Source organism: Streptomyces sp. NPDC102451, from assembly GCF_044765485.1.
Classification (GTDB): domain Bacteria; phylum Actinomycetota; class Actinomycetes; order Streptomycetales; family Streptomycetaceae; genus Streptomyces.
In genome coordinates, this window is sequence record NZ_JBIWKD010000008.1 from 221478 (window position 1) to 242678 (window position 21201).

The 21201-nt window shown below is 71.3% G+C and carries 16 protein-coding genes; 14 read left to right on the forward strand and 2 right to left on the reverse strand.

Annotated features, from left to right (window positions below; all coding sequences use genetic code 11):
• The first annotated feature begins 11 nt into the window (after positions 1-11).
• The 7 genes from ACIRD8_RS20725 to ACIRD8_RS20755 all read left to right on the forward strand — a co-directional run bounded on the left by ACIRD8_RS20725 (position 12) and on the right by ACIRD8_RS20755 (position 8157).
• Positions 12-1259: a spermidine/putrescine ABC transporter substrate-binding protein gene (locus tag ACIRD8_RS20725; protein ID WP_403993309.1), complete on the forward strand. Its 1248-nt coding sequence runs from the start codon at positions 12-14 to the stop codon at positions 1257-1259.
• A 51-nt stretch (positions 1260-1310) separates the two neighbouring features.
• The gene (locus ACIRD8_RS20730) at positions 1311-2465 is read left to right on the forward strand and encodes an ABC transporter ATP-binding protein (protein WP_403993312.1); all 1155 of its coding nucleotides are present in this window, start codon (positions 1311-1313) and stop codon (positions 2463-2465) included.
• A gap of 26 nt (positions 2466-2491) precedes the next feature.
• Positions 2492-3406 (forward strand): ABC transporter permease, encoded by a 915-nt coding sequence (locus tag ACIRD8_RS20735; protein ID WP_403993518.1) that lies wholly within the window; start codon positions 2492-2494, stop codon positions 3404-3406.
• Positions 3406-4209: an ABC transporter permease gene (locus ACIRD8_RS20740; protein WP_403993315.1), complete on the forward strand. Its 804-nt coding sequence runs from the start codon at positions 3406-3408 to the stop codon at positions 4207-4209. Before ACIRD8_RS20735 ends, ACIRD8_RS20740 begins: the two co-directional genes overlap by 1 nt.
• Positions 4210-4231: 22 nt before the next feature.
• On the forward strand, positions 4232-5647 hold the full coding sequence (locus ACIRD8_RS20745) for an NAD(P)/FAD-dependent oxidoreductase (RefSeq protein ID WP_403993318.1): 1416 nt from the start codon (positions 4232-4234) through the stop codon (positions 5645-5647).
• Between the two features lie 131 nt (positions 5648-5778).
• On the forward strand, positions 5779-6240 hold the full coding sequence (locus ACIRD8_RS20750) for a hypothetical protein (RefSeq protein ID WP_403993321.1): 462 nt from the start codon (positions 5779-5781) through the stop codon (positions 6238-6240).
• Between the two features lie 81 nt (positions 6241-6321).
• Positions 6322-8157 (forward strand): chitinase, encoded by a 1836-nt coding sequence (locus ACIRD8_RS20755; RefSeq protein ID WP_403993324.1) that lies wholly within the window; start codon positions 6322-6324, stop codon positions 8155-8157.
• Here ACIRD8_RS20755 and ACIRD8_RS20760 read toward each other — a convergent pair.
• Together ACIRD8_RS20760 and gabT are read right to left on the reverse strand one after the other, a co-directional pair.
• On the reverse strand, positions 8142-8708 hold the full coding sequence (locus ACIRD8_RS20760) for a phosphatase PAP2 family protein (protein ID WP_403993327.1): 567 nt from the start codon (positions 8706-8708) through the stop codon (positions 8142-8144). The genes ACIRD8_RS20755 and ACIRD8_RS20760 overlap by 16 nt on opposite strands.
• 380 nt (positions 8709-9088) lie before the next feature.
• Positions 9089-10429, reverse strand: coding sequence for a 4-aminobutyrate--2-oxoglutarate transaminase (gene gabT, locus ACIRD8_RS20765; RefSeq protein WP_403993329.1), 1341 nt, complete (start codon positions 10427-10429; stop codon positions 9089-9091).
• A gap of 246 nt (positions 10430-10675) precedes the next feature.
• On the opposite strand from gabT, the gene ACIRD8_RS20770 reads away from it, so the two are divergent.
• The 7 genes from ACIRD8_RS20770 to ACIRD8_RS20800 all read left to right on the forward strand — a co-directional run bounded on the left by ACIRD8_RS20770 (position 10676) and on the right by ACIRD8_RS20800 (position 21181).
• Entirely contained in the window at positions 10676-13063 is a 2388-nt protein-coding gene (locus ACIRD8_RS20770; protein ID WP_403993332.1) for an ATP/GTP-binding protein, read from the forward strand.
• A 112-nt stretch (positions 13064-13175) separates the two neighbouring features.
• Positions 13176-14753, forward strand: coding sequence for a PucR family transcriptional regulator (locus tag ACIRD8_RS20775; protein WP_403993335.1), 1578 nt, complete (start codon positions 13176-13178; stop codon positions 14751-14753).
• Between the two features lie 155 nt (positions 14754-14908).
• On the forward strand, positions 14909-16354 hold the full coding sequence (locus ACIRD8_RS20780; RefSeq protein WP_403993338.1) for an aldehyde dehydrogenase family protein: 1446 nt from the start codon (positions 14909-14911) through the stop codon (positions 16352-16354).
• Between the two features lie 184 nt (positions 16355-16538).
• Positions 16539-18485 (forward strand): acyl-CoA dehydrogenase family protein, encoded by a 1947-nt coding sequence (locus tag ACIRD8_RS20785; RefSeq protein WP_403993341.1) that lies wholly within the window; start codon positions 16539-16541, stop codon positions 18483-18485.
• Positions 18486-18564: 79 nt separating this feature from the next.
• The gene (gene aroA / locus ACIRD8_RS20790) at positions 18565-19806 is read left to right on the forward strand and encodes a 3-phosphoshikimate 1-carboxyvinyltransferase (protein ID WP_403993344.1); all 1242 of its coding nucleotides are present in this window, start codon (positions 18565-18567) and stop codon (positions 19804-19806) included.
• Positions 19807-19848: 42 nt separating this feature from the next.
• Entirely contained in the window at positions 19849-20343 is a 495-nt protein-coding gene (locus ACIRD8_RS20795; protein ID WP_403993347.1) for a nucleotidyltransferase domain-containing protein, read from the forward strand.
• Positions 20344-20422: 79 nt separating this feature from the next.
• Positions 20423-21181, forward strand: coding sequence for a hypothetical protein (locus ACIRD8_RS20800; RefSeq protein WP_403993350.1), 759 nt, complete (start codon positions 20423-20425; stop codon positions 21179-21181).
• The last annotated feature ends 20 nt before the right edge of the window (positions 21182-21201 follow it).

Consider the following 21201-nt stretch of genomic DNA (forward strand, 5'->3'; position numbering starts at 1 on the left):
GGCACACGCGTATGGAGCAGTACGAGCCCGAACGCCTCTCCGCGCCACAGCTGGCCGCCGTGCGGCGCAGCCTCACGAGCGGCAGGGGCGCCCTCACCCGCCGCTCGCTTCTCCGGGCGGGGGGCATGGGAGCCCTCGCGCTCGGCGGCCTCGGGTCGCTGAGCGCGTGCGGCATCCCGCCCGCCGCGCGGGCGGGGGACGCCTCGGCCTCGGACGACCACTCGGCGGCGGAGAAGCAGGTCAACTTCTCCAACTGGACCGAGTACATGGACGTCAGCGAGGACGAGAAGAGCCGTCCGACCCTGGACGCGTTCACGAAACGTACCGGGATCAAGGTCAAGTACACCGAGGACATCAACGACAACGTCGAGTTCTTCGGGAAGATCAAGCCGCAGCTCGCGGCGGGTCAGGACACCGGCCGCGACCTCATCATCGTGACGGACTGGCTGGCCGCGCGCATCATCCGGCTCGGCTGGGCGCAGAAGCTCGACCACGCCAACCTCCCGCACGCCTTCGCGAACCTGTCGGCCCAGTTCCGTACGCCCGACTGGGACCCGGGACGCGCGTACTCCTATCCGTGGACCGGTATCCCGACCGTCATCGCCTACAACGAGAAGGCGACCGGCGGCCGGAAGGTCGACTCCGTCACCCAGCTCCTCGACGACCCGAAGCTCAAGGGCAAGGTGTCGTTCCTCTCCGAGATGCGCGACTCGGTCGGCATGACGCTTCTTGACATGGGCAAGGACCCCGGGACGTTCACCGACGCCGACTTCGACGCGGCGATCGGCCGGATGCAGAAGGGCGTCGACACCAAGCAGATACGCCGCTTCACCGGCAACGACTACACCGCGGACCTGAGCAAGGGCGACATCGCGGCCTGTGTGGCCTGGGCGGGCGACATCATCCAGCTCCAGGCCGACAACCCTGCGATCAAGTTCTCGATCCCGTCCGCCGGATACATCACGTCGAGCGACAACATGCTCGTCCCGGCAGGTGCACGGCACAAGACGAACGCCGAGAAGCTCATGGACTACTACTACGAGCTCCCGGTCGCGGCCCAGCTCGCCGCCTACATCAACTACGTCTGTCCGGTGGACGGGGTCGCGGGTGAACTCGCGAAGATCGACGAGTCGATGGCGTCCAACACGCTGATCCTCCCCGACAAGGCGATGGCCGCGAAGTCGCGGGCCTTCCGCTCCCTCAAGCCCGACGAGGAGACGGCGTACGAGGAGAAGTTCGCCAAGCTCATCGGCGCCTGACCGGCCCGTCCCCCTCCCGATCTCCCCCGACACCACTTGGGACCGCGACCCATGACACAGCAGCAGACAGAGGGCGGCGACGTCCGTCTCACCGGGATCAGCAAGACCTACGGCTCCTTCACCGCAGTGCACCCCCTCGACCTGACCGTCCCGCAGGGCTCCTTCTTCGCGCTGCTCGGCGCGTCCGGCTGCGGCAAGACCACCACCCTGCGCATGATCGCGGGCCTGGAGGACGCCACCACCGGCACCGTCTCGCTCGGCGGCCGCGACATCACGGACCTGCCCCCGTACAAGCGGCCCGTCAACACCGTCTTCCAGAGCTACGCGCTCTTCCCGCACCTCGACGTCAGCGAGAACATCGCCTTCGGACTGCGCCGCCGCGGCATCAAGTCCGTGAAGAAGCAGGTCGGCGAGATGCTGGACCTCGTCCAGCTCGGTGACTTCGCCCGGCGCAAGCCCCACCAGCTCTCCGGCGGCCAGCAGCAGCGCGTCGCCGTGGCCCGCGCGCTCATCAACCACCCCCAGGTCCTCCTCCTCGACGAGCCGCTGGGCGCCCTCGACCTCAAGCTGCGCCGCCAGATGCAGCTCGAACTCAAGCGGATCCAGACCGAGGTCGGCATCACGTTCATCCATGTCACCCACGACCAGGAGGAGGCCATGACCATGGCCGACACCGTCGCGGTGATGAACGGCGGCCGGGTCGAACAGCTCGGCGCCCCCGCCGACCTGTACGAGAACCCTCGGACCACCTTCGTGGCGAACTTCCTCGGCACCTCCAACCTCATCGAGGGGGAGATCGTCTCCACGGGTACGGACGTCGTCGTCTCGGCCGGCGGCGGGAAGCTCAGGCTGCCCGGTGAGCGGTGTCCGTCCCCGGCGGAGAGCGGGGGCAAGCTGCTCGTGGGCGTCCGCCCCGAGAAGATATCCCTCACCCACACCGACGACGCCGCCGCGATACCCGGCGGCCGCAATCGGGTCACCGGCCGCATCACCGACTCCAGCTTCATCGGTGTCTCCACGCAGTACGTCGTCGAGAGCCCCGCCGGAACAGCCCTCCAGGTCTACGAGCAGAACATCGAGCGCGACAGCCGGCTCGTACCCGGCGCCGACGTGGTCCTGCACTGGAACCCCGAGCACACCTTCGGACTCGACGCCGCCCAGTCCATCGACGCCGGCGTCGCGGAAGGCATGGAGGACGCGGCGTGAGCGCGACCGAGTCCGGTGGGGGCGGTGTGAGCGTGACCGAGTCGCACTCCGCCGAGCCCGAGGTCCGCAAGCCGTCCACCCGCAGGCGGCTCGTCCCCTACTGGCTGCTGCTCCCCGGCATCCTGTGGCTGCTCGTCTTCTTCGCGCTGCCGATGGTCTACCAGGCGTCGACCTCGGTGCAGACCGGTTCCCTGGAGAAGGGCTTCGAGGTCACCTGGCACTTCCGGACGTACTGGGACGCCCTCGCCGACTACTACCCGCAGTTCATCCGGTCCCTGCTGTACGCGGGCACCGCCACCCTGCTGTGCCTACTGCTCGGCTACCCGCTCGCCTATCTGATCGCCTTCAAGGCGGGCCGCTGGCGGAACCTGGTGCTCGTGCTGGTGATCGCACCGTTCTTCACCAGCTTCCTGATCCGGACGCTGGCCTGGAAGACGATCCTCGCGGACGGCGGCGCGGTCGTCGACGTGCTGAACACCCTGCACGTCCTGGACGTCACCTCCTGGCTCGGCTGGACCGAGAACAACCGGGTCCTGGCCACCCCCATGGCCGTCGTCTGCGGTCTGACGTACAACTTCCTGCCGTTCATGATCCTTCCGCTCTACACCTCGCTGGAGCGGATCGACGGCCGGCTGCACGAGGCCGCGGGCGATCTGTACGCCACACCCGCCACCACCTTCCGCAAGGTGACCCTGCCGCTGTCCATGCCCGGGGTCGTCTCCGGCACCCTGCTGACGTTCATCCCGGCCAGCGGCGACTACGTCAACGCGGAACTCCTCGGCTCCACCGACACCAAGATGGTCGGCAGCGTCATCCAGACCCAGTTCCTGCGGGTCCTGGACTACCCGACGGCCGCCGCGCTCTCGTTCATCCTCATGGCGGTCGTCCTGCTCGTGGTCACCGTCTACATCCGCCGCTCCGGGACGGAGGACCTGGTCTGATGTCCGTACTCCGTACGCTCCGACGGAACCTGGTCGTGATCGCGGGTCTGCTGACCCTCGCCTACATGATCCTGCCGAACGCCGTCGTGATGGTCTTCTCCTTCAACCGGCCCAAGGGGCGTTTCAACAACGCCTGGCAGGAGTTCTCGCTCGACGCCTGGAAGGACCCCTGCGGCGTCGCCGACCTCTGCGGTTCGCTCTCGCTCTCGCTGCGGATCGCCGTCTGGGCGACCGTCGGCGCGACCGTGCTCGGCACGATGATCGCCTTCGCGCTGGTGCGCTACCGCTTCCGGGCCCGCGGCGCGATCAACTCGCTGATCTTCCTGCCGATGGCGATGCCCGAGGTGGTCATGGCGGCCTCGCTGCTCACGCTCTTCCTCAACATGGGCGCTCAACTCGGCTTCTGGACCGTCCTGATCGCCCACATCATGTTCTGCCTCAGCTTCGTGGTGACCGCGGTCAAGGCGCGCGTGATGTCGATGGATCCCAGGCTGGAGGAGGCCGCCCGCGACCTGTACGCGGGGCCCGTCCAGACCTTCGTCCGGGTGACGCTCCCCATCGCCGCACCCGGAATAGCCGCGGGAGCACTCCTCGCATTCGCGCTCTCCTTCGACGACTTCATCATCACCAATTTCAACGCGGGTTCCACGGTGACGTTCCCCATGTTCGTCTGGGGATCGGCGCAGCGTGGAACACCCGTACAGATCAACGTGATAGGCACGGCCATGTTCGTCATCGCCGTCACGGTGGTTCTCGCCGGTCAGATCGTTGCCAACCGGCGTAAGAGCAACGCGGTAAAGTAGAAATTCGAAGGAGTTGGAAACCATGGCCCCGGATGCCATGCGTACGGCCGCACAATCACTCTCCGACGCGCGACCCCTGGCCTATTGGCTCGACGATCCGGGAAGGCCCGGGGCCCTCGCCGCACTGACCGGTGACGAACGGTGCGACCTCCTGGTCGTCGGCGGCGGCTACAGCGGCCTGTGGACCGCGCTGATCGCCAAGGAACGCGATCCCGGGCGCGATGTCGTCCTCATCGAGGGCCACGAGGTGGGCTGGGCCGCCTCGGGCCGCAACGGCGGATTCTGCGCGGCCTCACTGACCCATGGCCTGGCCAACGGCCTGGAGCGCTGGCCGGACGAGATCGGGAAGCTGGAGGAGCTGGGCGCACGGAACCTCGACGCCATCGAGGCGGCCGTCGCCCGCTACTCCCTTGACTGCGACTTCGAGCGCACCGGCGAGATCGACGTGGCCACACAGCCCCACCAGCTGGACGAGCTGCGGGAATGGCACCGCAGGACCGAGGACCTCGGCCTCGGCGGGCTGGAATTCCTGGACCGGGACCGGATGCGCGCGGAAGTCGACTCACCGACATTCCTGGGCGGCCTGCTGGACCGGCGCGGCGTCGCCATGCTGCACCCGGCGAGGCTCGCCTGGGGTCTCAAGGAGGCGTGCCTCGGCCTCGGCGTACGGATCTACGAGAACACCCGGGGCCTCGAACTCGCCCGCTCGGGCGCGGGCACGGCCGTGCGCACCCCGTACGGCAGGGTGTTCGCCCGTGACGTCGCCCTCGGCACGAACATCTTCCCGTCGCTGGTGAGGCGGGTGCGCCCGTACACGGTCCCGGTGTACGACTACGCGCTGATGACGGAGCCCCTGAGCGCGGACCAGCTCGCCTCGGTCGGCTGGAAGAACCGCCAGGGACTGGGGGACAGTGCCAATCAGTTCCACTATTTCCGGCTCTCCGCTGACAACCGGATCCTGTGGGGCGGATACGACGCCGTATATCCGTACGGAGGCCGGCTGAATTCCGCGCTGGACCAGCGGCCGGAGACGTTCCTCAAACTCGCCGGGCAGTTCTTCGAATGCTTTCCCCAGCTCTCCGGTGTGCGTTTCAGTCACGCCTGGGGCGGTGCGATCGACACGTGTTCCCGGTTCTCCGCCTTCTTCGGTACGGCCCACCGCGGCCGGGTCGCGTACGCCGCCGGATACACCGGTCTCGGCGTCGGGGCCACGCGCTTCGGCGCGGAGGTCATGCTCGACCTGCTCGGGGGCCGGGAGACGGAGCGGACCGCGCTCGGCATGGTCCGCACCAAGCCGATGCCCTTCCCGCCCGAGCCGTTCGCCTGGACGGGGATCGAGCTCACCAAGAGGTCGCTCGCCCGGGCGGACAGCCATGGCGGACACCGCAATCTGTGGCTGCGGACCATGGACCGGCTGGGGCTCGGCTTCGACAGCTGAGCACGGCAGGGTGACCCAGATCACTGCCGCTCGATGGCCGAACCCGCGTCATGATCCGGGTCCCGCGCCCTCTCCTCCGTACACGCACCGGCAGGACCCTGCCGGTGCCCACGGGGAGAGGGAGGCAGTCCATGACCCGCACGGGGGCGGAAGCCGCGGTCGCTTGGCTCGCATCGGTGGCACCGGATCCGAGGGCCTGCCGGAGGGAGTGGGGGCGCGATCCCCAGGGGATGGCGCTCCTCCCCGCCGGAAAACGCTGGGACGTGCTGATCGTCCCGGGCGAGCTGGGCTATCCCACGCTCGATGTGCTGACCCGGCTCCTCGACAGGCCGGGCCCCGTCCTCGCGGACTTCGGCGAGTCCCGGATGGGCTTCTTCGTGCCCCCGGGGACGGCGGCCCGCTGGGTCGGGACGGGGATCCGAGGGGTCGGTGCCGGGGCGTGGATCGTCGTTCCCCGGCCCGGCGGCACCGTGGGCGGCGTGCGGTGGCTGATCCCGCCGGACGGATCGGGCACGCTCACCGACGCGACCCTCCTGGAGCTCGCCCTGCACGAGGCCGCGGCGGCCAGGGGCGCGCGCGAGGGCGGGAGGTGAGGCGCCGCCAGAGGTCTTGACAACCCGATTGGTCTGGACCATGTTGTGCACCACTCAATTCCCCCCTGCACGGAGGCTGTTGTGGAACGCACCGGATCCAGACCATCCGTCCGCCTCTCCGGACCCATGGCGGTCTTCTCGGCCGCTCTGCTCGCCGCCGGTGCCCTGGTCGCCACGGCACCGGCCGCCGGGGCCGCCGACGCCGATCTGGCCCGCAACGGCGGCTTCGAGGCGGGACTGGACGGGTGGAGCTGTACCGGCGGCAGCGGCACGGCCGTCAGCACGCCCGTGCACAGCGGGACCTCGGCGCTGAAGGCGACACCGGCGGGCAGCGACAACGCCCGGTGCTCCCAGACGGTGACGGTGAAGCCCGACTCCGCCTACACGCTGGGCGCCTGGGTCCAGGGCGACTACGTCTACCTCGGGGCGTCCGGCACCGGGACCACCGACGTCTCCACCTGGACCCAGTCCGCCGGGGCGTACAAGCAGCTCACCACCAGCTTCAGGACCGGCCCCTCGACCACGTCGGTGACGGTCTACACACACGGCTGGTACGGCACTCCGGCCTACTACGCCGACGACCTCACCCTGACCGGCCCCGGCGGCGACCCGGTCGCCGTGCCCGCCACCCCCGCCGGACTCCGGGCCGGCACGGCCACCGCGTCCTCCGTCCCGCTGTCGTGGACCGCGTCCGCCGGAGCCACCGGCTACCGCGTCTACCGCGGCGGTACGAAGGTCCTGGACACCACCGGCACCTCGGCCACCGTGACGGGGCTCTCGGCGTCGTCCGCGTACAGCTTCCAGGTCAGCGCAGTCAACGCCGCCGGTGAGTCGGCGAAGTCGGCGGCCGTGAGCGCCACCACGGCGGCCACGGGCGGTGGCGGAGGTGGTGACGCCGGCCTCCCGGCCCACGCCCTGGTCGGCTATCTGCACTCCAGCTTCGCCAACGGCTCCGGCTACACGCGCATGGCCGACGTCCCCGACTCGTGGGACGTCATCAACCTCGCCTTCGGTGAGCCGACATCCGTGACCTCCGGCGACATCCGCTTTTCGCTCTGCCCCGTCGCGGAGTGCCCGGGCGTGGAGACCGAGGCGGAGTTCAAGGCCGCCATCAAGGCCAAGCAGGCCGCGGGCAAGAAGGTGCTGATCTCCATCGGCGGCCAGAACGGTCAGGTGCAGCTCGCCTCGACCGCCGCCCGCGACACCTTCGTCTCCTCCGTCAGCAAGATCATCGACACCTACGGGCTGGACGGCCTGGACATCGACTTCGAGGGCCACTCGCTCTCGCTGAACACCGGCGACACCGACTTCCGCAGCCCCACGACCCCGGTCATCGTCAACCTGATCTCCGCGGTGAAGACCCTCAAGGCCAAGTACGGCGACGACTTCGTCCTCACCATGGCCCCCGAGACCTTCTTCGTGCAGCTCGGCTACCAGTACTACGGCTCCGGCCCCTGGGGCGGACAGGACCCGCGCGCCGGTGCCTACCTGCCCGTCATCCACGCGCTGCGCGACGACCTCACCCTGCTGCACGTCCAGGACTACAACTCGGGCTCGATCATGGGGCTGGACAACCAGTACCACTCCATGGGCGGCGCCGACTTCCACATCGCCATGACCGACATGCTGCTCACCGGGTTCCCCGTCGCGGGTGACCAGACCAAGGTCTTCCCCGCGCTCCGCCCCGAGCAGGTCGCCTTCGGCCTCCCCGCGTCCACCCAGGCGGGCAACGGCCACACGTCACCGGCCGAGGTCACCAAGGCGCTGAACTGCCTGACCAAGAAGACGGACTGCGGCTCGTACCAGACGCACGGCGCCTGGTCCGGGCTACGCGGGCTGATGACCTGGTCCATCAACTGGGACCGCTTCAACAACTGGGAGTTCTCGAAGAACTTCGACGCCTACTTCGGCGGCTGACCGCTCCGCGTGCCCGCCCGCAGGGCGAGCAGCAGCACCCCGCTGAGGCACCAGCCGGCCACCACGTCCAGTGGCCAGTGGTAGCCGCGCAGCACCAGACCGACGCTCGTCGCCGCCGTGAGCAGAACGGCGGCGGCGAGCGTCACCCATGACCGCCTGAGATATGGGGCCAGCAGCAGGGCCGCGGCCCCGTACGCCACCATCGCCGTCGTCGTGTGCCCCGACGGGTAGTAGCCCGTCGCCTCCGTCAGCGGACCCTGACGGTCCGTCCACAGCTTGAGCGGGACGACGAGCGCCGGAACGGCGGCCATGGTCAGCACGGCGCACACCGCCGCTCGCCGGGCCCCGCGGAACCACGCGACGAGGACCGCGCACGCCAGCACGGGAACGGCCACCTGCATGTTGCCGAGATCGGCGAAGAGATCCGAGAGCGGCGCGGGGCCCCGCCCCGCCAGCTCCAGGCCGAGCCGCTCGTCGGGATCCAGCAGCGGGCCGTCGGCCAGCACCTGCCAGGTGATCACGAGGAAGAGCGCCAGCAGCGCACCGGCCACGGGAACGAGAAGAACCGGCCACCGGGGAACAGGGGGGATTGTTCCGAGGTGGCCGGTCGGATCGGTTTGCCGCGCGCCCCGGGGGGTGTGGGGCGAGCGGCCATCCGATCGGTGAGGAGTCCCGGAGCCCGAAGCTCCAGCGGTGTGCGCGATGGCACGGCCGGTACGACGCTGGGGGAGCGCCGGCCCGGCATCACCCGCAGTCCCCTGCGGGCGGGGTGTTTCTCTCATCTGGGAAAACCGTACGTCAGAGGAAGGAGGCACCGGAAGTGACAACGGTATCCCGCCATCGCCCCCGCACACCTTCTTCACACGCCCTCACCCGGGAGCCGGTTCCCGCCCCCTGGGAGGGCTCCCGGCGCCCGGATGATTCGCACGTGTCAGAGCTGCGCGAACGCCTGCTCGATGATGTCCAGGCCCTCGTTCAGCAGGTCCTCGCCGATGACGAGCGGCGGCAGGAAGCGCAGGACGTTGCCGTACGTGCCACAGGTCAGCACCAGCAGACCCTCCGCGTGGCAGGCCTTGGCCAGTGCCCCCGCGGCGGCCGCGTCGGGCTCCTTCGTGCCCGGCTTCACCAGCTCGATCGCGATCATCGCGCCGCGCCCGCGGATGTCCCCGATGGCGTCACCGTTCGGCAGCTTGGACTGCATCTCGGCGAGGCGGCCCTTCATGACCTCCTCGATGCGCCTGGCCTTCCCGTTCAGGTCCAGCTCGCGCATCGTCTCGATGGCGCCGAGCGCACCCGCGCAGGCCACCGGGTTGCCGCCGTACGTCCCGCCGAGGCCGCCGGCGTGGGCGGCGTCCATGATCTCGGCGCGGCCGGTCACCGCGGAGAGCGGGAGGCCGCCCGCGATGCCCTTGGCCGTGGTGATCAGGTCGGGCACGATGCCCTCGTCCTCACAGGCGAACCACTGGCCGGTGCGGCAGAAGCCCGACTGGATCTCGTCCGCGACGAAGACGATGCCGTTGTCCTTGGCGAACTGCGCGATCGCCGGGAGGAAGCCCTTCGCCGGCTCGATGAAACCGCCCTCGCCGAGGACCGGCTCGATGATGATCGCGGCGACGTTGTCCGCGCCGATCTGCTTGGTGATCTCGTCGATGGCCTGCGCGGACGCCTCCGCGCCGGCGTTCTCGGCGCCGGTCGGCCAGCGGTAGCCGTACGCCACCGGCACGCGGTACACCTCGGGCGCGAACGGGCCGAAGCCCTGCTTGTACGGCATGTTCTTCGCCGTCATGCCCATGGTGAGGTTGGTGCGGCCGTGGTAGCCGTGGTCGAAGACGACGACAGCGGTGCGCTTCGTGTACGCACGGGCGATCTTGACGGCGTTCTCGACGGCCTCGGCGCCCGAGTTGAACAGCGCCGACTTCTTGGCGTGGTCGCCCGGCGTCAGCTCGGCGAGCTGCTCACAGACCTCGACGTACCCCTCGTACGGCGTGACCATGAAACAGGTGTGGGTGAAGTCGGCGAGCTGCGCCGAGGCGCGGCGTACGACCGCCTCGGCGGAGGCGCCCACCGAGGTCACGGCGATGCCGGAACCGAAGTCGATCAGCCGGTTGCCGTCCACGTCCTCGATGATTCCGCCGCCCGCCCGGGCGGTGAAGACCGGCAGCGTGGAACCCACACCTGCGGCGACCGCCGCGACACGGCGGGCCTGCAGCTCCGCCGACTTCGGGCCGGGGATGGCGGTGACGAGGCGGCGCTCCTGCGGGATGTCGGACATGCGGGGCTCCTGGGGGTGTTTCGGACGCTTCTGTTTCTGCAGGCTAGGGGCGGGTGCGGGCAGCGGTCATGCTCCGATCGGGAGTGATGGGGGCGTGTCCTTGTCCGTGACGGACAGATGTGCGTGTGGAGTGGCGACGACGCCGTCACCGGGGCAGTTGGGCCGCCTGGCTGCACCGGGCCGTACCCGCGCACTACATTGACGGGGGCAGTGGACGGGACCTGGCTGGTCAGGGGGCAATGCTTCATGAACGACGAACGCGCGCACCGTGTGCGGGACACGAGCGGTGCGGCGTGGGTGCCAGGACCTGGTGACGGATCACGCCCGCCTCGCCCCCGGTACGCGCCGGCTGCCGGCCCCCCGCTGGGCGAGTGGCTGCGCACCCCGAGGCCGCCCCAGGAGCCGGGGGTGTGGCGGTACGGGTACACGCCGCGTCCGCCCAGGGAGCCCGAGGGCGTCCCCGACCACCATCTGCTGCTCGGTCTGCTGATCTCCGTCGTGTCCGGGGTGCTCGTCGTCTTCGTCTGGTACAGCGTCTACAACCCGTACCGGCTGGTCCCGGTGAAGCTCTTCACCCCCAGCGACTGGTGGAACATCGGAATCTCCGGCGGACCCCGGACGGTGGAGGGTGCCCATGCGAGCACCATCTACCAAGGGGTTCTGTTCTGGGCCCTCGCCTACGCCTGCGGTCGGCTCGGCAACTGGGCGGAGTTGTTCCGGCGGCGTGTCGCGAGCCGTGGCCAGCCCTTCCTCGGGCTCGTCATGTTCGCAGCGGCCGTTCTGGCGCAGCTGCTGGTCTGGAAAAGCCCGCTGCCGGTGGTCGAACCGGTCCTGGCCCTGATCTTCTCTGTCGCGGGCGGCGAGATCTTCCAGAGCCAGGCCTTGGTGAACATGATCTACGCGGTCATCGCCGCGGGCGCCCTGTGGCCCTTCGCGAGGCTGGGGCGCTGGCGGGAGCTCGCCGCCTCTTACATCCGCCGCCGCCGTGGCCTGGCCGGAGAACCGGTCGCGGTCGTCGCCCGGCACACGCCGCCCGCCGCTCCCCTCCCGGCGCAGGCACCCCACGAGTCCCCGGCCCACTGGCCTCAGCTGCGGGCCGGTGGGCAGGGCGAGGCCGCCGACGTCCTCGCCGCGGCCGTGCGGGACGGCCTGATGAACGACGTGGACTGCGCACGTATCCAGCACGCCTGGGCCGCAGCAGGGGCCCGGCCCGACGGGGCGGCCTCCTTCGCGCAGGCGGTCCGGCGGGACGGCGCGGGGGCGGCGCTGCACCCTTCGGGACACCGCGACCTGCCCCTGCGGCGGTTCACCCACGACCTGCTCGCCCAGCAGGTCCGCATCGGCTTCTGCGCCGACGACGAACACAACCCCTACGAGCGGCGAGGCTCGGGCATGGCCTTGGACCCCGGCCTGCTCGGCACCTCCTTGCTGGCGGTCGGGCCGTCCGGCGCGGGGAAGACCGCACGGCTCGTGGCTCCGGTCGTGGAGTCGCTGGCGCTCCAGGCTCTCGCCGGGACGGCGGCGGTGGTCGCGGTCGGCCGGGCCGACGCCCCCCTCGGACCGGACGAGGCGTACGACATCGTCGTGAAGCCGGGCGACCCCACCTCCGTGCACGATCTCGACCTCTACGGCGGCACCGTCGACGCCGACGAGGCCGGGTCCGTGCTCGCCGAGGGGCTGGTCGGCGATGTCGAGGCGGTGGACAGCCGTCGGGCAGCCACCGCGCTCGCCCAACTGCTGGGCCCCTATCGTGCGGTGCACGGCCGGTTCCCCGAGGTGCCGGTGCTCCGTGAACTGCTCGAAGGCGCACCGGCCGTGCTCGCCGCTCTCCGAGCCGGACTCGAAGCGGGCAACCACTCGGCCATGCTCCGCGAGCTCGATGCCCGCGAACGCCAGGCGGGTGGCGCCGGCGACCCCGGGCCCGTGCTCGCGGACCGGATCGCCCTGCTCGACCGGCCGGTCTTCGCCGGATTCTTCGCGACGGGAAGCGACAGCCGTCCGTTCTCCCTGCGGTCGCTGGGACAGCTTCCGCTGCGCGTCCGCGTCGATCTGCCGGAACGCGCGCACGCGGAGGCCTCCAGGCTCCTCGCCAGGCTCCTCCTGGCCCAGTTCAACGCCGTTGCCGCCGCCCGTGCCGACCGGACGCTCTTCGTCTGCCTGGTCCTGGACGACGCGACGCACACCTTGACCGAGGAAACGATCCGTGGGATCCGGCGGCTGCGTTCGCTCAACGCGGGGGTGGTCCTCTCCCTGCGGACCGTGGACGACGTCCCGGACAGGCTGGACACGGCCCTTCTCGGGGCTGTCGGATGCTGCATGGTCTTCTCGGGGGTCACCACATGGGACGGTAAGCGCTTCGTGGAGGTGTGGGGCAAGGAGTGGATCGAGACGCGCGAGGTGGCCCAGCACACCGTGTTCGCCGACCAGCCCTTCACCCGGGCCCTGCACGGGCTGCGCAGGCTGGTCACCGGCAAGGACAAGACCACGGCGGCCGTGACCGTGCGGCGGGTGGAAAGAGAGCGTTGGTCGCCCTCGGAACTCGCCTACACCGTGCCCTCCGGACACGCGGTCCTCTCATTGACCAGCGTGCAGGGCACCCATGCGCCTCCTCTTCTGGTCGAGTTGGGAAACTAGGCCCAGCCCCGCTGCCCGTGCAGCGGTAACGCGGATTGCGCCGTCCTGGCAGAATCGAAGCCGGCCGTCTGTACAGGGCGGCGCCATCGACTCCCAGAGGTCCGGCGGTCCCATGCCACCCACTCTCGCCTCGCTCGTCCAGCACTCGGCGCTCAAGCTCACCGTCCGGGCCGGCGCCGACCGGCTCGGCACGCCCGTGCGCTGGGCACACGCCAGCGAGCTGGCCGACCCCGTCCCGTACATGGACGGCGGCGAACTGCTCCTCGTCACCGCGACCAACCTCGACGCCCGGGACCCGGGGACGATGCGGCGGTACGTACAGCGGCTGGCCGGTGCCGGGGTCGCGGGGCTCGGCTTCGCCGTGGGCGTCACGTACGAGGAGATCCCGCCGGCGCTCGTGGACGCGGCCGAGGAGGCAGGGCTGCCGCTCCTGGAGGTGCCCAGACGCACCCCGTTCCTCGCCATCAGCAAGGCGGTGTCCGCGGCGATCGCCGCCGACCAGTACCGCTCGGTCACGGCCGGCTTCGAGGCCCAGCGGGAGCTGACCCGCGCCGCGGTCGCCGGGGACGGCCCCGTCGAGCTGCTCACCCGCCTCGCCGCCCACGTCGACGGATGGGCCGCGCTGTACGACTCCTCGGGCGCCGTCGTCGCCGCCGCGCCCGACTGGGCCGCACGCCGCGCCGCCCGGCTCACCCCGGAGGTGGAGCGGCTGAGGGACCGCTCCGCCCCGGCCAGCGCGGTCGTCGGCGACAGCGAGGGCGACGACCGGGTCGAGCTCCAGTCGCTGGGCACCGGCCGCCGCAGCCGCGGCGCGCTCGCCGTCGGCACGGGGGCGGCGCTCGGCACGGCCGAGCGCTACGCGGTGCACTCCGCGGTCGCCCTGCTGACCCTCACCACGGCCCGCTCCCGCGCGCTCCAGGGCGCGGAGCAGCGCCTCGGCGCCGCCGTCCTGCGCATGCTGCTGGCGGGCGAGTCCGACCACGCGCGGGCCGTCGCCGGAGACCTGTACGGCGGGCTGCTCGACGCCCCCTTCCGGCTCCTGATCGCCGAGTCTCCGGTCCCCTCCGGGACGGAGGGGCTCGCCGAGGCGATGGAGGCCGCCGCCTCCCGGTCCGGCGAGAGCCTCCTGATGGTGCCCGAGGGCGAACGCCTCGTGGTGCTGGCCGCGGACGGCGGCGAGGCGGTCGCGGCGGGCGCCGCCCACGCCAGGGCCGCGGACGACCGGCCGGTGCGCGAAGGGGGTGAGGGCGACGCCGACGTGGTGGTCGGCATGTCCGCGCCCTCCGGCCCGATCGCCGTCTCCGCCGCGTACAAACAGGCCGAACAGGCCCTCTCCGTCGCGCGCCGCCGGGGCAGGACCATGGTCGAGCACGAGGAGCTCGCGGCCGGCTCCGTCCTGCCGCTGCTTGCCGACGACGCCGTACGGGCCTTCGCCGACGGGATGCTTCGGCCGCTCCAGGAGCACGACGCGAAGGGGCGCGGCGATCTGGTCGCCTCCCTGCGGGCCTGGCTCTCCCGGCACGGCCAGTGGGACGCCGCCGCCGCCGACCTGGGCGTCCACCGCCACACCCTGCGCTACCGGATGCGCCGGGTCGAGGAGATCCTGGGCCGCTCCCTGGACGACCCGGACGTCCGGATGGAGCTCTGGCTGGCCCTCAAGGCGACGGCCGCGTCCTCGGGGACGCAGTAGCCCGTCCGGCTCCGACAATCCGGTGCACCGGGCCTCCGCTCCACTCCACGGTGGACAAGCCTCATCCGTGCCGGATCGCCCTACGGTGGGGCCGACGGGCGCCCTCGCGGCGCCCGGCGACCGTCGTACACCACCCCCGAAGGGCCGGAACCGCCATGACTTCCACCCACGCCTTCTGGCTGGCCGGCCGCCAGGCCACCGGCGAGGACAGCTTCGACGTCACCAACCCCTGGGACGGCCGTACGGTCGGCACGGTCGCCGTACCGACCGACGCCCAGGTCGAGGAGGCCGTGGCCGCCGCGTACGCCGTGCGCGAGGAGTTCGCCGCGACCCCGGCGCACGTACGGGCCGCCGCCCTCGACCACGTCGTACGCCGCCTCACCGAGCGCACCGAGGAGATCGCCCAGCTGATCTCCGCCGAGAACGGCAAGCCGATCAAGTGGGCCCGCGGCGAGGTCGGCCGCGCCGTCTCCGTCTTCCGGTTCGCCGCCGAGGAGGCCCGCCGCTTCAACGGCGGTGACGCCCAGCGGCTGGACACCGACGCCGGCGGAACGGGCCGTCTCGGACTGACCCGGCGCTTCCCGCGCGGCCCCGTCCTCGGTATCGCGCCCTTCAACTTCCCGCTCAACCTGAGCGCCCACAAGGTCGCCCCGGCCATCGCCGTCGGCGCGCCGATCATCCTGAAGCCGGCTCCGGCCACCCCGATCTCGTCCCTGATCCTGGGCGAGCTGCTGGCCGAGACGGACCTCCCGGCCGGCTCCTGGTCCGTGCTGACCGTGCCCAACGACAAGATGCCCGCCCTGGTCCAGGACGAGCGGCTGCCGGTGATCTCCTTCACCGGCTCCGGCCCCGTCGGCTACGCGATCATGGAGTCGGTGCCGCGCAAGCACTGCACCCTGGAGCTGGGCGGCAACGGCGCGGCGGTCGTGCTCGCCGACTGGTCGTCCGAGGAGGACCTGGACTGGGCCGCGACCCGCATCGCGACCTTCTCCAACTACCAGGGCGGCCAGTCCTGCATCTCGGTACAGCGCGTCATCGCCGACGCCTCCGTGTACGACCGGCTCGTCCCGAAGATCGTCGCGGCCGTCGAGGCACTGGTGACCGGCGACCCCTCCGACGCGGCCACCGACGTCGGCCCGCTGGTCAGCGAGGACGCCGCCCGCCGGGTCGAGTCCTGGGTCGACGAGGCCGTCGGTGCCGGCGCCACCCTGCTGACCGGCGGCAAGCGCGACGGCGCCACGTACGCCCCGACGGTCCTCACCGACCTCCCCGGCACCACGACGATCGCCTGCGAGGAGGTCTTCGGCCCGGTGCTGTACGTCCAGAAGGCGCAGGGTGAGGCCGAGGCCTTCGCCGCCGCCAACGACTCCAAGTACGGGCTGCAGGCGGGCGTCTTCACCCACGACCTGCAGACCGCCTTCCGTGCGCACCGCGCCCTGGAGGTGGGCGGCGTGGTCATCGGCGACGTGCCCTCCTACCGCGCCGACCAGATGCCGTACGGCGGCGCCAAGCAGTCCGGAGTGGGCCGCGAGGGCGTGCGCTACGCCATGGACGACTACACCTACGAGCGGGTGCTGGTCCTCACCGGCCTGGCCCTGTAGCCCGGACACCCGCGACGGACCGGCCGGAGCCCGCTGTGCGGGGGCTCCGGCCGTTTCCGTACCCGCCTGGAGCCTCGCGCAGGGTGGTGGGGCCGACGCAGATCGGGTAGATACGGACGAGTGGTACCGATCGGCACGCGTACGGCCCGACCCATATCCCGACTCGCGGCGAGGTGAGCTCCTCATGTCCGCCCCATCCGACATCCCCCAGGCCCCCAAAGTCACCGAGCGCGAAGCACGGCAGGTGGCCGAGGCCGCCCGTGAACAGGACTGGCGCAAGCCGAGCTTCGCCAAGGAACTCTTCCTCGGACGCTTCCGGCTGGACCTGATCCACCCCCACCCCCTGCCGGCCCCCGACGACGTACGGCGGGGCGAGGCCTTCCTCGCCCGGCTGCGCGAGTTCTGCGAGACGCACGTCGACGGCGCCCTCATCGAGCGCGAGGCCCGGATCCCCGACGAGGTCATCAACGGCCTCAAGGAGCTCGGCGCCCTCGGCATGAAGATCGAGACCAAGTACGGCGGTCTCGGACTGACCCAGGTCTACTACAACAAGGCGCTCGCGCTGGCCGGTTCGGCGAGCCCCTCGATCGGCGCGCTGCTCTCCGCGCACCAGTCGATCGGCGTACCGCAGCCGCTGAAGATGTTCGGCACGCAGGAGCAGAAGGACGCCTTCCTGCCCCGCCTCGCGCGGACGGACATCTCCGCCTTCCTCCTCACCGAACCCGACGTCGGCTCCGACCCGGCCAGGCTCGCGACCGCGGCCGTGCCCGACGGCGACCACTACGTCCTGGACGGTGTGAAGCTCTGGACGACCAACGGTGTCGTCGCCGACCTGCTCGTCGTCATGGCCCGGGTCCCCGAGTCCGAGGGCCACAGGGGCGGCATCACCGCCTTCGTCGTCGAGGCCGACTCCCCGGGCATCACCGTGGAGCACCGCAACTCCTTCATGGGGCTGCGCGGCATCGAGAACGGCGTCACCCGCTTCCACGAGGTCCGGGTGCCGGCGGCCAACCGCATCGGTCCCGAGGGCGCAGGCCTCAAGATCGCCCTCACCACGCTCAACACCGGCCGCCTCTCGCTGCCCGCCATGTGCGTCGGCGTCGGGAAGTGGTCCCTGAAGATCGCCCGCGAGTGGTCGGCTGTCCGCGAGCAGTGGGGCAGGCCCGTCGCCCGGCACGAGGCGGTGGGCGCGAAGATCTCCTTCATCGCCGCCACCACCTTCGCCCTGGAAGCGGTCGTGGACCTCTCCTCGCAGATGGCCGACGAGAGCCGCAACGACATCCGCATCGAGGCCGCGCTCGCCAAGCTGTACGGCTCCGAGATGGGCTGGCTGATCTCCGACGAGCTCGTCCAGATCCGCGGCGGACGCGGCTTCGAGACCGCGGCCTCGCTCGCGGCCCGCGGCGAACGCGCCGTCCCCGCCGAGCAGATGCTCCGCGACATGCGGATCAACCGGATCTTCGAGGGCTCCACGGAGATCATGCACCTGCTCATCGCCCGCGAGGCCGTCGACGCCCACCTCAAGGTCGCCGGCGACATCATCGACCCCGACAAGCCGCTCGGCGACAAGGCGAGGGCGGGCGCCAACGCCGCCGGGTTCTACGCGCGCTGGCTCCCCAAGCTGGTCAGCGGACCCGGGCAACTGCCCAACTCCTACCGAGAGTTCCGTGTCCCAGGGCACCCCGACCTCTCCGCCCACCTGCGGTACGTCGAGCGCGCGTCCCGCAAGCTGGCCCGCTCCACCTTCTACGCGATGTCCCGCTGGCAGGGCCGCATGGAGACCAAGCAGGGCTTCCTCGGCCGGATCGTCGACATCGGCGCCGAACTCTTCGCGATGAGCGCCGCGTGCGTCCGGGCCGAGCACCTGCGGGCCGACGACGACCACGGCCGCGAGGCGTACCAGCTCGCCGACGTGTTCTGCCGGCAGTCCCGCATCCGGGTGGAGGAGCTCTTCAACCGGCTGTGGTCCAACACCGACGACATCGACCGGCGCGTCGTCGACGGAGTCCTCTCCGGGACCTACACCTGGCTGGAGGAGGGGGTCATCGACCCCAGCGGCGACGGCCCGTGGATCGCCGACGCCACCCCCGGCCCGGCCATCGGGGAGAACGTCCACCGCCCCATCCGCTGACCCCGGCACCCCCGCGGGGCGCGTCCACTGCCTGGACGCGCCCCGCGGGCACGCCCGCCGCAGGGCAAAATGGACGCCCGTGACCGTCATCGACATCCCCGGCTCCAAGTCCGTCACCGCCCGCGCGCTGTTCCTGGCCGCCGCCGCGGACGGCACCACCACCCTCCTGAGGCCCCTGCACTCGGACGACACCGAGGGGTTCACCGAGGGGCTGGCCCGCCTCGGCTACGGGGTGAGCCGCGAGCCGGACCGGTGGCACATCGAGGGCCGCCCCTCGGGACCCGCCACGCAGGACGCCGACGTGCACTGCCGCGACGGGGCCACCACCGCGCGGTTCCTGCCCACGCTCGCCGCCGCCGCGGCCTCCGGCACGTACCGCTTCGACGCCTCCGCGCAGATGCGCCGGCGTCCCCTGGCGCCCCTCACCGAGGCACTCCGCGCCCTCGGCGTCGACCTGCGCCACGAGGGAGCGGAGGGCCACCACCCGCTCACCGTCGAGGCATCCGGCGTCAAGGGTGGCGAACTGACCCTCGACGCGGGGGAGTCGTCCCAGTACCTCACCGCCCTGCTGATGCTCGGACCGCTCACCGCCGAAGGCCTGCGGATCGACGTCACGGAGCTCGTCTCGGCGCCGTACATCGAGATCACCCTCGCGATGATGCGCAGCTTCGGTGTCGAGGTCGTCCGCGAGGGGAACACCTTCACCGTCCCTCCCGGCGGCTACCGCGCCACCACGTACGCCGTCGAGCCCGACGCGTCCACGGCCTCGTACTTCTTCGCCGCGGCGGCCCTCACCGGCCGCGAGGTCACCGTGCCCGGTCTCGGGACCGGCGCGCTCCAGGGCGACCTGCGCTTCACCGAGGTGCTGCGCCGCATGGGCGCCGAGGTCAGCACCACGGCGGACTCCACCACCGTCCGCTCCGACGGCCGGCTCTCCGGTCTGACGGTCAACATGCGTGACATCTCCGACACGATGCCGACCCTCGCGGCCATCGCGCCGTACGCCACCTCCCCGGTCCGCATCGAGGACGTCGCCAACACCCGGGTGAAGGAGTGCGACCGGCTGGAGGCCTGCGCGGAGAACCTCCGGAGCATGGGGATCACCGTGCACACCGGGCCCGACTGGATCGAGATCCACCCCGGCACCCCGCACCCCACCGAGATCGTCACCCACGGCGACCACCGCATCGTGATGTCGTTCGCCGTGGCGGGGCTGCGTACGCCCGGCATGAGCTACGACGACCCCGGCTGCGTACGGAAGACGTTCCCCCGGTTCCACGAGGAGTTCGCCGCGTTCGTGGCCAGGACCGCGCAGCCGTAAACCGTGGTGCGGCCCGGCGCGGGCCGCACTACGGTCGCCCGCATGATGTCCCGGAACGATGTCCTGTCCGTCCTCACCCTGCTGCGCGAGGCCGGTGCCGACGTGGTGATCGCCGGGGGCTGGGGCGTCGACGCCCTGCTCGGCGAGGAGACCCGTCCCCACCGCGATCTCGACCTCCTGCACCGGCGTGAGCAGGAACCCGACGTCGTGGCCGCCCTGGAGTCCGCCGGATACACCGAGACGCTCGACCGGCGCCCCGTCCGCTTCGTGCTCAGCCACCCGGCCGGGCCCGAGATCGACCTGCACCCGCTGGAGTTCGACGCCGACGGGTCCGCCGTGCAGTCCTCGCTCGACCCTGCGGAGCCCTTCCGCTACCCGGCCGCCTGCTTCGTCACGGGCACCATCGGGACCACCACGGTGCGCTGCATCTCCGCCGAGCGGCAGGCGCTGTTCCACCAGGGGTACGAACCGGCCGAGCGCGATGTGGCGGACATGCGCCGGCTGAGGGAGCAGTTCGGCATCGAGACGGCTTTCTGACCGCCGCATGCCGCACAATCGAGCCTCGGCCACGATCGGGACACGGGTCCCGGCGTGTCAACACGAGACAGGGGCAGGGATGTTCGGGGTGTACGGGGCGGGCGGCCGGCGGGGCGCCGCGGCGGCGGGATGCGCGGTGGCGGCCCTCGTGGGCCTCACCGGATGCGGTGGCGACGGGGACAGCGGCAAGGGTGAGGCCGTGAAGAGTCCGGCCGCCTCGCGCCCGGCAGCGGCGTCCGAGGCACTCACCGAGGCGCAGCTCACCGCCGCCGCCCTCGCCGAAGGGGAGCGGGCCGGCGACCTCACCGCCTCCGAGTACACCCTGGACGGGCCGCTCGGGGACGCCTACACCGCCGACCCGGCCGTCTGCCAGCCGCTCGTCAGCCTCGCCGGTGACGTCAGCGACCACGAGCCCGTCGCCCAGGTGCAGCGCAAGGCCGACAAGCCCGAGGAGATGCTCGGGGTCACCGTCGACATCACCCTGCGCTCGTACGCAGGGGACGAGGCCGCGAAGGTCATGGCATCGCTGGAGCGGGCCGGCCGGGAGTGCGCCGGCGGCCTCACCGAGGAACGGGCCGTCGCCCGAGCCACGTACGAGAAGGTGGAACCGGCGGCGCTGCCCGCCTTCGCGGACGAGGCCGACGAGGCGAGGGCCTACCGCTTCACCGTCCTCGACGTGAAGGGGAAGCTGAAGCTGTACGAGTACCTCACCGTCCTGCGCTCCGGTTCCACCACACTCGCCTTCCGCGGTGAGATCCTCGGCACCCAGGACATCGGCGGTGTCCCGGAGGACGTCATGGCCGCCCAGTGGAAGAAATTCCGTGCCGCGCGGGCCTGAGGCGCGCGCCGACGGGGGCG

Bases quoted from the DNA above. Each gene is read 5' to 3' on its own strand.
- ACIRD8_RS20725 (WP_403993309.1), top strand. From the start codon at position 12: ATGGAGCAGTACGAGCCCGAACGCCTCTCCGCGCCACAGCTGGCCGCC.
- ACIRD8_RS20730 (WP_403993312.1), top strand. From the start codon at position 1,311: ATGACACAGCAGCAGACAGAGGGCGGCGACGTCCGTCTCACCGGGATC.
- ACIRD8_RS20740 (WP_403993315.1), top strand. From the start codon at position 3,406: ATGTCCGTACTCCGTACGCTCCGACGGAACCTGGTCGTGATCGCGGGT.
- ACIRD8_RS20745 (WP_403993318.1), top strand. From the start codon at position 4,232: ATGGCCCCGGATGCCATGCGTACGGCCGCACAATCACTCTCCGACGCG.
- ACIRD8_RS20750 (WP_403993321.1), top strand. From the start codon at position 5,779: ATGACCCGCACGGGGGCGGAAGCCGCGGTCGCTTGGCTCGCATCGGTG.
- gabT (WP_403993329.1), bottom strand. From the start codon at position 10,429: ATGTCCGACATCCCGCAGGAGCGCCGCCTCGTCACCGCCATCCCCGGC.
- ACIRD8_RS20770 (WP_403993332.1), top strand. From the start codon at position 10,676: ATGAACGACGAACGCGCGCACCGTGTGCGGGACACGAGCGGTGCGGCG.
- ACIRD8_RS20775 (WP_403993335.1), top strand. From the start codon at position 13,176: ATGCCACCCACTCTCGCCTCGCTCGTCCAGCACTCGGCGCTCAAGCTC.
- ACIRD8_RS20780 (WP_403993338.1), top strand. From the start codon at position 14,909: ATGACTTCCACCCACGCCTTCTGGCTGGCCGGCCGCCAGGCCACCGGC.
- ACIRD8_RS20785 (WP_403993341.1), top strand. From the start codon at position 16,539: ATGTCCGCCCCATCCGACATCCCCCAGGCCCCCAAAGTCACCGAGCGC.
- ACIRD8_RS20795 (WP_403993347.1), top strand. From the start codon at position 19,849: ATGATGTCCCGGAACGATGTCCTGTCCGTCCTCACCCTGCTGCGCGAG.
- ACIRD8_RS20800 (WP_403993350.1), top strand. From the start codon at position 20,423: ATGTTCGGGGTGTACGGGGCGGGCGGCCGGCGGGGCGCCGCGGCGGCG.